This window comes from Phocaeicola sp. RTP21198st1_B8_RTP21198_201120 (assembly GCF_040929485.1).
Lineage (GTDB): Bacteria > Bacteroidota > Bacteroidia > Bacteroidales > Bacteroidaceae > Phocaeicola > Phocaeicola dorei.
The window spans coordinates 4,249-16,114 of the sequence record NZ_JBCOCI010000062.1; the positions used below are offsets into that span (position 1 = coordinate 4,249).

Annotated in this window: 14 protein-coding genes; 1 reads left to right on the forward strand and 13 read right to left on the reverse strand. The window is 36.9% G+C overall.

The genetic code is table 11. The features are described 5' to 3' along the window. Positions 1 to 162 precede the first annotated feature (162 nt). Positions 163 to 324, reverse strand: a complete 162-nt coding sequence (locus AB5935_RS17750) for a PIN domain-containing protein (protein WP_120053013.1) — start codon at positions 322 to 324, stop codon at positions 163 to 165. A gap of 2 nt (positions 325 to 326) precedes the next feature. After that, a complete protein-coding gene (locus AB5935_RS17755) occupies positions 327 to 578 on the reverse strand; it encodes a hypothetical protein (protein WP_051926294.1) in 252 nt (83 codons plus the stop codon). Between the two features lie 348 nt (positions 579 to 926). Between AB5935_RS17755 and AB5935_RS17760 the strand changes: the two genes are divergently transcribed. Continuing rightward, the gene (locus tag AB5935_RS17760; protein WP_051926295.1) at positions 927 to 1,622 is read left to right on the forward strand and encodes an ISAs1 family transposase; all 696 of its coding nucleotides are present in this window, start codon (positions 927 to 929) and stop codon (positions 1,620 to 1,622) included. A 329-nt stretch (positions 1,623 to 1,951) separates the two neighbouring features. On the opposite strand, the gene AB5935_RS17765 is transcribed toward AB5935_RS17760, so the two are convergent. The 11 genes from AB5935_RS17765 to AB5935_RS17815 form a co-directional block, all read right to left on the reverse strand. Next, positions 1,952 to 2,407, reverse strand: a complete 456-nt coding sequence (locus AB5935_RS17765; RefSeq protein ID WP_038610517.1) for a hypothetical protein — start codon at positions 2,405 to 2,407, stop codon at positions 1,952 to 1,954. Positions 2,408 to 2,419: 12 nt separating this feature from the next. Further along, positions 2,420 to 3,292, reverse strand: a complete 873-nt coding sequence (locus AB5935_RS17770) for a YjbH domain-containing protein (RefSeq protein ID WP_038610519.1) — start codon at positions 3,290 to 3,292, stop codon at positions 2,420 to 2,422. Between the two features lie 13 nt (positions 3,293 to 3,305). Next, the gene (locus AB5935_RS17775) at positions 3,306 to 3,581 is read right to left on the reverse strand and encodes a hypothetical protein (protein ID WP_022186079.1); all 276 of its coding nucleotides are present in this window, start codon (positions 3,579 to 3,581) and stop codon (positions 3,306 to 3,308) included. Continuing rightward, entirely contained in the window at positions 3,578 to 4,684 is a 1,107-nt protein-coding gene (locus tag AB5935_RS17780; protein ID WP_022186078.1) for an MraY family glycosyltransferase, read from the reverse strand. Before AB5935_RS17780 ends, AB5935_RS17775 begins: the two co-directional genes overlap by 4 nt. 10 nt (positions 4,685 to 4,694) lie before the next feature. Beyond that, a complete protein-coding gene (locus AB5935_RS17785) occupies positions 4,695 to 5,513 on the reverse strand; it encodes a glycosyltransferase (RefSeq protein WP_038610522.1) in 819 nt (272 codons plus the stop codon). 42 nt (positions 5,514 to 5,555) lie between these two features. Then, on the reverse strand, positions 5,556 to 6,431 hold the full coding sequence (locus AB5935_RS17790; RefSeq protein WP_038610525.1) for a beta-1,6-N-acetylglucosaminyltransferase: 876 nt from the start codon (positions 6,429 to 6,431) through the stop codon (positions 5,556 to 5,558). A 55-nt stretch (positions 6,432 to 6,486) separates the two neighbouring features. Then, entirely contained in the window at positions 6,487 to 7,605 is a 1,119-nt protein-coding gene (locus tag AB5935_RS17795; RefSeq protein WP_022186075.1) for a glycosyltransferase family 4 protein, read from the reverse strand. 6 nt (positions 7,606 to 7,611) lie between these two features. Beyond that, positions 7,612 to 8,703: a glycosyltransferase gene (locus AB5935_RS17800; protein ID WP_038610529.1), complete on the reverse strand. Its 1,092-nt coding sequence runs from the start codon at positions 8,701 to 8,703 to the stop codon at positions 7,612 to 7,614. After that, positions 8,700 to 9,974, reverse strand: coding sequence for an EpsG family protein (locus AB5935_RS17805; RefSeq protein WP_022186073.1), 1,275 nt, complete (start codon positions 9,972 to 9,974; stop codon positions 8,700 to 8,702). The genes AB5935_RS17800 and AB5935_RS17805 overlap by 4 nt, the downstream gene beginning before the upstream one ends. Further along, on the reverse strand, positions 9,971 to 10,795 hold the full coding sequence (locus AB5935_RS17810; protein WP_022186072.1) for a glycosyltransferase family 2 protein: 825 nt from the start codon (positions 10,793 to 10,795) through the stop codon (positions 9,971 to 9,973). Before AB5935_RS17810 ends, AB5935_RS17805 begins: the two co-directional genes overlap by 4 nt. A gap of 7 nt (positions 10,796 to 10,802) precedes the next feature. Further along, positions 10,803 to 11,866 (reverse strand): glycosyltransferase (locus tag AB5935_RS17815; RefSeq protein ID WP_368327510.1); only part of this gene is annotated, 1,064 nt, incomplete at its 5' end.

The window sequence follows — 11,866 nt, forward strand, 5'->3', positions numbered from 1 at the left end:
ATCGCCTTAGGTCTCGTGGGCTCGGAGATGTGTATAAGAGACAGCATCAATCCGTTGCCCCTGGCGTTCCAACAAAGCTTTTATGTGTCCATAATTCTCAAAACATGAATAAATAGGCAATACTTCAAACTGCCTGAGCACATTATTCACATCCTCAAAATTTTATTTTCTTCCACCTTTAGCAGCTCCATAAAAAAGTTCCGCTATTGATATTTCAGACACATAGCAATTAGGAAATCCTACTTCCAAAATATGTTTTCTGACTTTTCCTTTATTTCTAAACATCGAAATAAGGACATTGGTATCAAGTAAATATTGGGCCATATTTACCAAGTATCTACTGTACGTATAAAAGTACGTGATTTACGTAAATCGTCTGCATATTCCTTAGCCGACATATTTTCGCCCCAATCACCTTCGTAACAAGCAAAAGGATCTTCCATTTCAATATTTCGCTCTTTTGTATGTGCATTTCTGATGGAATTCGTCAATTTCGCAATCAAATCCAACTTTTCATCTACACTCAGTGAAGACAATACACTCATGTACATATCTGTTATACTTATATTTCCAACCATAAACCCTCCTTTTTTACAAAGGAACAAAATCTATTCCGGAAATCCTAATCGGATAATCTTTTTTATCATTTCAGATCACGGCTCTTTCATTTAAAAGATGGCTAGATTCTCAGAAATAGTTCTATTTTATAGGGAAAATGTTTATCTTTGCGCATAGCGATGCCGAAGCACCGCTTGCGGTGTTTCTTTTTCATCGTTATTATTTTTTTTAGAGGCGGGAACGGTCTTATTTGGCATCCCGCCTTGATTTTTGCCACGCAAAAACAAGTGATATTTTATTGATTCACAACATTTTCTGCTTAATAACATAAAAAAAAGGAACACCGAATTTTCCCTAAAGGGAGCCTCATGGAACGACTGATGGAATTTGCCTCGTCAGTCCCTGATTTCCGAAGAACAGCCAAAGGCAACCACCGTCATCGCCTGGATGACATACTGATTCTGATCGTGCTCGCGCGTGCGTCAAAATGTGTCGGACGCGCCGGGATTGTAGAGTTCGGCAAGCACAATCTGACGCGATTTCGTAAAATGGGTCTTCTGATGAACGGCGTTCCCTCTGAGCCTACGCTTTGTCGTGTGGAGAAAGGCATTGATTCGCTTTGTATGGCTGAGAGGATGACGGATTTCATGGATGCCTTCCGCAGGGAACTCATCAGCGGTCGGGATATAATATGCGTGGACGGAAAGGCAATGCGAGGCACCTTGCTGCAAAACGGACGTAATCCCGATATAGTCCCGGCATATTTGTTCAACGCCGGTATCACATTGATCACGGAAGCGTGTCGGGAAAAGAGCAATGAGATAACAGCAATCCCGCAGTTGCTTGACAAGTTGGATATTGCAGGAGATGTGGTCACAGCCGACGCCATCTCCATGCAAAAGGAGATTATCGACAAAATCAGGGAGAAGAATGGAGATTTTGTCATCGAACTCAAGGCTAACCGGCGGTCGTTGCGCTATGTGATTGAGGAAAGAATCAAAACACGCCGCCCTTGCAAACTTACACGGAAGATGCACTTCTTGAGCACGGCAGGATTGAGATGAGGACTTATCGTGTGTCTGACGGAATGGAACTTATCGCAGACAAAGAAAAATGGGGAGGAAACCTGACCGTGGTGCAATTTGAGTCTGACACGGTGAAAAAATCCACAGGAACGCATGTCTGTAAAAAAAGGCTGTATGTGTCGAGCTGCCTCCTGGGGCGTCACACCCGGGTGCCGTGATACGTAGTCACCAGTCAATGGAAAGCATGCATTGGGGTCTTGATTCCAACTTCTTGCAGGATAAGATAAAACGCAAGTCCATGAAAGCAGCCGGGAACCTGAACACTCTGCAATGATTAGTCGGCTCAGAACGAATCGGGTAAGGGCAACTTATCTATTTTTTTTTCTTTTAAATGAAAGAGCCGTGTATCCGAACCGATAATCACACAGCGATAAAGGAATCTTATATTTTTCCCACTCTCCTTTTTTTATTTTCTTCGATATCTTCTTGGCCGGCAGACAATAACAAAACATCGGATTCCCGGGAGCCTGCCCGTAACCTATCAACACATTATCCGCTTTTTCTCTTAAAGAAGCGGTTACTTCATCCAATTCATACGCGTCCCCCCGTGTTTGCGGAAACCATACACACAATAATTTCAGTTCCTTACCATCCGAAGTCCGGATGACAAGAATTTGCTTTTGTTGCAATTCGCAATGAAGCACTGAACGATTACAGCCAATAAACCTGCAAGCCATATTGGCAAATTTTTCATTATCCTGCGCCAATAAAGAAGAGGAGAAAAGAAAAAAGAACAAAAAGAAAAGTGGTATTTTATGTAACATATATTTGTGTTTTTATTTCAAATGTACTTTGAAAAAGATACCGCATGAAAAGTATTTGCAACGGTTCAATTCTACTACGGCATTGATATAATCTTTCCAAAAACCGTATTCCATGCCCACATTTACCTGATACTTCGCTCCATCAGGATTAAATGTCAAGTCCTCTTTTACGTCTGTATAGCCTGGGACAACTTCCGCCATCAGGTTGATGCCGTTCACTACCTTATGAAGCCAAGAACCGTCCTCCTTCAAATGGAAACGAAAGTTCGCGCCCATAGCAGGATCATTCAATTTATTGTCGAAGCGGTTGCTGTATATCCAAGACACGTGTGTACCCAAAGTGCCGAGATCCTCAAAATAAAAATGCTTGGTTACAGCCAGATAGTAACGGTTCCAGAAACCATTCCCGTATCCCTGTTCCGATTGACCGGACAATGAACCGCCGTTAGCCGAATCGCCTATCCCGTCATTAGCCCCAATCACCACCTGTGGAGTCCATTCCTTCCCCCACCCTTCTTTCCATAACCGTAAACGAAAATGGAAAGAACGGTCCTGGTTGATGAACTTGCCATAAGTAGACGGTACCCAATAGCCGGAGTTATTGCCGTAATCAGCGGGAACGGCCTTGTGTCCCGTACACAGATACCCGGCTTCCAGCCAAGGGAAAATGGTAATGTTGATATAATAGTTCCATGTGTCATACCACCAGCGAGACACGGTGGCGTGGCGGTTCAGCCAATTGCCGCCCGCCAGGAAAGTCTTGTCACGCTGCATATCCGCAGTAGGTAGGTTCATCAATCCCGTCGTGCCGTAATTTATCTGGGATATTGCCGTATTCACAGAAAAAAAAAAGCAGCACACCCCTATCCCTAATTTTATCTTCATTCCGGTATTCCTCTTATTCTTTTATTTTACCATTCAACTTATAGTGCTTCCATTTCTTCTTTTCTTCGTGCCGCATCATCATCAACATCAGTTTTACATCCATAAAGAGGAAATAAGTACCGGCCACCATCAAGGGCAACCACCAGCCGTATTCATGCCACACGGCCGCACTATTCACCACATAATACACTCCTGTCACACCTAGCCAAAACAACAGGGTAAGCACCAGCATACGTTTCCAAATAAGTTTCACCGCAAAGTGATAAAGACGAAAAGAAGGGATTATCATATCTTCGATTTATTATGCCGCAGAATCACCTTGTCCATATAGAGGTTCATCACCGTCCACACCACCACATCGCAGAGGAGCAGCAGCGTATTGTCCAAATAACTGACCAAGGCCATATTGGCCAGACAGAGCAGGAGCGAGATGCAGAGGATAGAAATCATCGCACGCCGGGGCGTAAAGCCCATGGCCAGAAACTTGTGGTGGATATGCGTCTTGTCCGGCATGAAAGGATCCCTGCCACGGCGCACACGGCCCAGCACCACCCTCACCACATCCAGACAAGGAACCAGCAGCACACTGAAGGCTATCAGCATGGCACCCTCGTAATTGATGCCCGCCTCATACGTGTTCATGGTGTACTGCACCGCCAGGAAACTCAGGATATAGCCTAGGGTAAGGCTTCCCGTATCCCCCATAAAAATTTTACGCCCCCTGTCCGCATTGCCGAACACGTTATAAAAGAAGAACGGCAGCAGTACCCCCACTGTGGCAAAGGCGAGTAACGCACTCATCCACCTGCCATCAATGACAGCCAATGTCCCGAAGACCGACAGCGCCACCATGCTCAGCCCCGATGCCAGACCATCGATGCCGTCTATCAAATTGACGGCGTTGGTGATGAAGACCACCAGCAGCAACGTCAGCGGAACGCCGATGAAGGAGGAGACATAGTGTATGCCCAACAGCCCATAGAAATCATTGATATACAGACCGGCCAGCGGAAACATGGCGGCGGCGACCAACTGTACCAGAAACTTCTGACGGTAACGCACCCCGATCAGGTCGTCCGCAATGCCCACAATGAATAGCAGTGTCAGCCCCGAACATAGGAGCAACGCCTGCGCCCAATACCGGGAAACGTTCACCAATGGGACCCATCCCGTCATGTCACAGACTCCTATCAGGAAAGTGACGGTAAACAGGACGGCAGGAAAGAAAGAGACTCCGCCCAGACGGGACACCGGCTTCTTGTGTACCTTACGCGCATCCGGCGTGTCGAACAGCCGCTTGCGGAGGGAGATGATTAGAATACGGGGGATGATGATACGGGCAAGAGCCACGGCTATAAGGAAGCCGAGGAAAATCAATACAATGTTTAGCATGATGTAATGTTTAGTTTCGGAGGTATTCGGTAAGCTTCAGACAATGGGCATTCCTCTTTTTTCTCTTCCGGTCAATAACCCACCCCCATTTATTGAAATACTTAATAACAGAACAAATATGATACTTCAATAACTTTCGATTCTTATACGAACCTTTCTCATATTCATGAAAGACTGAGACCTCAGGATAATACATTGTCCTGGTAACTTCCCCAACCCTACGGCATAAGTCCAAATCTTCGGCATACATAAAGAAACGTTTGTCAAAGCCACCTATCTGCTTCAACACATCGGTTCGTATGAACATAAAACAGCCGGATAAAGAGGGAACTTCCATTACCTTGTCATATCCACTCCAATGCATTTCATACCATGCATCACGCTTTTCTTGAAAAGCCTTGAATGGAATGAATCTTCTTCCAAACAAATCTAACGGAGTAGGAAGTAACTTACATAAATACTGAATCTCCCCATTCGGATATAGAATTTTGGGCATGAGTAGCCCACAATCCTTATTTTCATTCATAAATTGCGCTAGCTCTTCTACTATATTTCCATCCCAGTAAATATCCGGATTGATTATGATGTGATAATCGCTGCCTAAGTCTATTGCTCGATTAATGGCAACATTGTGCCCACTTCCGAACCCTAGATTGTCGCTATGAATATAAGCAATCCGTTCCGATGCTGATGCAAATTCACGCAAAGCATCATTTGTTGAGTTATCTATAATAAAAAACTTGTCTATCGAAGATTGTAAGACGCAATCCATCAAGCGAACTAAATCCTTACGAGACGTATGAAATGTAACAACCGCTGCTGTAATCATTTTTATATTAATATGTTAAAAATGCTAGATCCTATTTTAGGGTTATCTTTTTCTTTTATTCAATGCTTCAAATATCCTTTCAACTATATCAAAGTCTATTCCCTCATCAAATTTTCTTGCAAACATTCTATCTGAGGACATTAATTGCTCAAAATCCGCAGAACGAAATATATATGGATTGCCTTTAGTCCAATCTATATATCTCATGCATCCCTTATAATCATCATTTTTGTCATATACATAATCAAATAAAAGAGAATTTCCTATAATAGTCTGTTTATAGACTTCATCGGCACAAGAAGAAAATCGGTATTGTTTCATTATTATACTCTTTTTTGACAGTATCAAACCCACAGCCTTGTCTGTGACACTCACCCAATTGGGTCCCATTATGAGTTTATCATTCAGCTCATAATGATTATAATTCAAAATATTTTGCAAGAAAATACAAAAAAAACGGAGTAAATGCAACACTCTGTTTGCACATCTGTTTTTTATTCTTTGATACCTTGGGAAAATATGAATCTTGTTAATACGATTATCACATGTCATTCCTAATGAAAAACCAATAAATTCAGCAGGATAATGACCATCAAAAAAAGCATGAATTTCATCCTGGTCCTTTATTGGTAAATCACTACCACTTATCAGATGGTAATAAGAATAGCTTCCTTTGCAATATGCAGCATTAAAAAGGAGAAGTTCAACTTGTATCTGGGAAACGTCCCCCCACCTAACATCTATTTCATGAAAAACAGAAAGATTTGCATTATGGACGTTATTTGAGAAGTTTATGAGATCAGACTTGCGATCTATATGTAAATAAATATCATTTCTATTATCATCTAATAGAATTAATAGCCTTTCTAATATTTTCCAATTATTGTGGGCTATTATAAGGTATGCATGCTTTTTCATCGTAGCTCTGACTTATATTTATTAAATAATATGATTAAAAAGTACAGACATCTAACTAAATATTTCCACATCTATTATACACAGAATAGGTCAAATAAGCTGTTTTTTCCCAACTATATTTTAATTTTTGTTTTTCAGAATTTAAAATTAACCTTCTTCTTATTTCTTCATCACAATTCACAGTCTCTATAATTTCGGCTATATTCTGAACATTATAAGGATCTATATAAAGCGCTGCATTTCCTGCAACTTCAGGCAATGATGACAACTTACTGGTAATAGTTGGTACACCATAAGTTATAGCTTCTAAAACAGGCAGACCAAATCCCTCATAAATCGATGGATAAATGAAAGAATGCGCTCCAGACAATAATATAAATTTTTCTTTTGTAGTAACAAATCCCGTAAAAATAACATTCCCTTCCAAATTTAACTTTTCGACTAATTTAAATATTGACTCATAAAACCACCCCTTTTTCCCTACTATAACCAAATTATATCCTTTATTCTTTCTATTAAACTCATAAAATCCATTTATTAAATTAAGAATATTCTTTCTAGGCTCCAATGTTCCTATAAACAACATATAGTGGGATCCTACACCAAATTTCCTCTTCACTAATTCTAATTCTTGTTCTTCAACTTGTATCTTAGGAGAACATGACAAAGGTACAACATCAATTGAAGCTGATATTTTTGTACATATCCTCTCCAAATCTCTTTTAGTTGACCCTGATACGCAAATGAGCCGATCAGCATATTTACATGCCAACTTTATAAATAGTCTAAAATAATATCGCTTTATAAATGTGTGAACATCCGGATGTATAAAAAAGGTAAGATCATGAATAGTAACGATTCTTTTTACTTTAAATAAGAATATAGGAAAACTATAATGAAGACTATGTAAAATATTTATCCTATATTTGCAACATAAGAATGGAATATAAAACTGTTCTAATAAGAATCTAAAGAAAAAAATCCTAAAGAATTTAGATTTTACTAGAATAATCTTAGATCCTAAAAAAGCATTTCTTAAATCATTATCATCATCTTGCAATAAAAAAAATAATTCATTTACATCTTTATTAGGTATTCTAAATGTTTCCTTCGCATATACACCTACTCCTACCTTTTGAATCGGTATTTGAGTAAAATCTACTAGAACATTCATTATTTACTAATTTTCTATTATTTCATATTGAATTCTAAAACCAATAACATCAATAAAATTTAAACTAATTTTTCTATCAACAAGCTGGGGGTCAAGCTTTTCTTTCACACCATTTTCCATAAGTTTAGCAAATTCTTCTATATTATAATAATCATTTGAAATATATGTCCCGGCCATATTATTTAATATTTCTTTTGCCCCTTTAGTAGGAGTAGATAAAACAGGGATATATAGACAAAGGGCTTCTAATAAAATTGTTGGATAAGCTTCTGAAAAAGAAGGCAATACCAACAATTGAGATCTTTTCAATATCGGCAATGGATTTTCTATCTCACCTAAGAACATAATTTTATCTACCTTATTCATTTTCTTAGTTTTTTCTATTAATGCATCCTTCATTTCTCCGTCACCTACTATTACTAAATAATTATCGTCTAACTTTCCTCTTTCAAACGCATCCAATAAAAGAAATAGATTCTTCACATAACTTAATCGCCCAATAAATAAAATATATTTATCAGGTAATGTTATATCTAATAATTTCAGACTTTTTTCCTTTATATCTTTTACATCAATTGGATTCGGAAGTTTCATTATTTTATCAGTAGATATATATATCTTATTAGTCAAAAATTCATAAATTCCATCAGATACAGCTATAATCTTATTAGCTTTAGGATAAAAAGTCCTCATCAAAAAACATGTACTATGTGCCCACCACCCCAATCGCTTTGTCTCCACATTGTAATAATTATGCTGAGATATAATAATCTTAGGCCTATTTTTTAAACCCAAAGAAGATATAATAAGTATCAAATTCGGGAAATCTCCACCGCTAATAATAACATTAGGTTGGATCTTTTTCATATATTGCCTTAACTTGAAAAAAGAATATCTTAATTGCATATTACCCAAATCATATAATTTTATGCTTGAATTTAAAAGAGAAAGTAATTTGCCTTCCTTTTTACATAGAACAAAATCAATATCATATTCTTTTTCCGTCAAATAATTTGCATAAGTGATAAAAACACGTTCAATACCCCCTATATTCAAAGTAGGCAAAAAAAAAGCTATTTTCAAATTCTTATTATTCATAAAGGTCTATATCCTAATTTCAGCCATTTTATAAGATGTCCTTCTTCATCTATATTCTTAGAAATCCATTTATCCGTATAATGAAAATCAACCAATTGTACCGAAGAAGATTTAAATAAAATATCAAACTGGCTAAATCTCAAAAAAAATCGTAATTGCCAAAAAGCAAACAATGTATTAATTATCATAAATACCACTACTATTCGTAAAAGTCTTTGCATTCTCAACGAATTATTTATGAAACATAGTGACGATAATATCAAAAATACCTTTAAGACATCAAGTAAACGGTCATGCAGTATAGGTACAGAAGAACTCATAATAATAATGAGAATGAATATATTCATAAACCGTTTAATCTTCAATGGTTGTGGATTTGATTTATAGAATATATAATATTGATATAAAGTTATATAGTAAACAATATTAAAGAAGTATTTTGCAATTAATTGTTTTACAGTAAATTGAGAACTTAAATCTTTCGATTGACTTCCAGAAATATACTCTTCGAGATGAGCCAACAAAGATTCCGAAAAAGGAAGGGAACGCAAAAGAGTTACACCTAATGATGATGACTCTATTAAAACCAAAAGGAAACAAAGACAGCAAAATACATTGGTTGAAAAATTAAATATCTTATATCTACTAGCTATCGCAATAAAAACAAAAGGCATATAACTGATATGAATAAGGACGGCAAATATTATAAAGAAAAGCCCTTTCTTTCTATTTTTTATTAGAAACCAATAAATTCCATAGACTAAAACAGTTTGGGCAAAACCCATTCGAAAGAGATAAATTGAAAAGGTTAAAGGGACAAGTAATATAAGAGAATAAACTCTAGTCCGCCTAGTCATACCCTTATTTGACAATGTTATATCATGGTACAAATCCAATAACAGATAGTAAGAACATGCCACAAACAGAAATCGTGTCGATTCTGGATATGCACCCAATTTACCCAATATCCATGAAAGTAGCGGCAAGAAATAATCAAATTTCAATGCCATAAAAATCCAGAAATATTCCCAATCTAGTTCTTTATATAAATTAAAGTCTTCAGCATATCTATACATATCTCCTGCCGGAGGATATAACATCCCCATGTACCCCATAAAAATAGCACCTAACAAATAAGCCCATCTTTCCCTTTTTAAAATACCTTTCAGAATGAACGGAAATGACAATACAGGATATATTATGAATATCAATATACCCAAGGTTTTATATTGATTATTCCTTCTATCAGATAAAATCAAAGAATGTATCATGAAATTCTCTCTAAATGATTTGGAACACGCATCTTTATTACTCTTTGATAACAAGATGAACTACAAAATTTCAAAATCTGTTTCAACAAGGATTTAATCTTTAAATTCACGCTGTAAATCATATATATAAATTTCCATCCTACCGTTTTATCCTTACCATAAATCCTTCCTCGTTCCCTAAGTATTTCTAAGGCACATTCTGACGAAGAAAGTCCATATATAGCATCAAAATTAGTAAAAACAAAAGGAAGATATAAGAATTTGCCATGCTCATAATAGACATCGCGTAGAAGTTTAAAATCTGCTGAAATCCTATAGGATACATCAAATAAATGACTAACAAATACAGATCTAGCTATAAACGTCGAAGGATGAAACAAAGGAAAGTCATTTTCAAAATGTGACAAATCTTGAGCTTTTGCATAATACACCCCATCACTACGACGAATAATCATATCACCATAAATTACATCCACCCTTTTAAACCAATCTTTAAATATTTTTTCTATGACATGTTCATTCTCCAACCAATCCCCAGCATTAAGAAACTGAATAAAATCACCTGTAGTCTTAAGCCCTCCTTTATTCATCGCATCATAAATCCCCTTATCTGGTTCACTCACCCAATAAGCGATTTTATCCGCATATTTCTTGATAATGTCCACTGTTCCATCTGTACTTCCTCCATCAATAATAATATACTCAACATTCGGATAAGTCTGATTAATAACGGAAAGGATAGTCTGTTCAATAGTTGAAACAGCGTTATATGACACTGTCACAACTGAAATCAAAGTATCTGTTTCTTTAGATAAATTCATCTATATCTCATTTTATCATATTCCATTTTCTCATATGCTGCTCTGTCACTATTTTATATGAAAACTTATTTGAAACAGAGTCAATCATATTCTTCTTTATTGCTTCATCCTCAGAATGACTTAATGCCCAAAGAATTCCATCTTTCAAATCTTCAATATCTTTTTCTTTTGCTAGATATCCAGTTTTCTCATGTTCTATAATATCAGGGATTCCTCCCAAATCGAACCCCACAGGAATGGTACCACACGCTTGCGCTTCTATTATGGTTTGTCCAAATGATTCAGCCAAAGAAGATGTTACATAAACATCAACTGCATTATATAACAATGTCAAAGAGTACTCATCAGATATTTTCCCCATAGAATAAGACACAAATGGAAAAGAAGAAATTTCGTCAGGACAAAGAAAGTTTCCAAGCACCACTATTGCCATGTTTGACCCAGACATTCTACCTAGTGCTTTCTTTAAAAGAGGCCATCCTTTATATGGATTTTGTGTTCCTGAATCTGCTGCAAATAAAATTAGTTGAGTATTTAAAGGAAGCTGTAATAATTGACGGGCTACGATTTTATCTATCGGACTAAATCTAACAGTATTAAGCAAATTTGGAATAATCATCCTATCAACATGATGGAATAAAGCACTTTTTCCTACGCAATCATCCATCCAATGACTTGGAGATATAAGATGAAGATTACTATAATTCTTCAATCTTTCTTTATTCTTAAATACATATTTACATATCCATTTCACACTAGTTCTATTTATAGTAGGACACTCATTGCATAACGAGTAATATTTTTGACAAGAAAAGGCATAGTGACAACCACCTGTCAACAGCCACATATCATGAAGGAAAATAAAAGTCGGTTTCCCTAACTTAAGTATGCTTTCTATTTCTTTAACAGTTAAAAAACCGCCATTAATCCAATGGATATATATGATGTCAGCCTCTTGTACAAGAGGCAAGTTGTGAATTCGACAGCTCCAATATTTACCCATAGAAAATGTCACAACATTATGCAACATTTTTTCTTTTATTAAAGTACGCAAAGGGGTTAACGATTTAT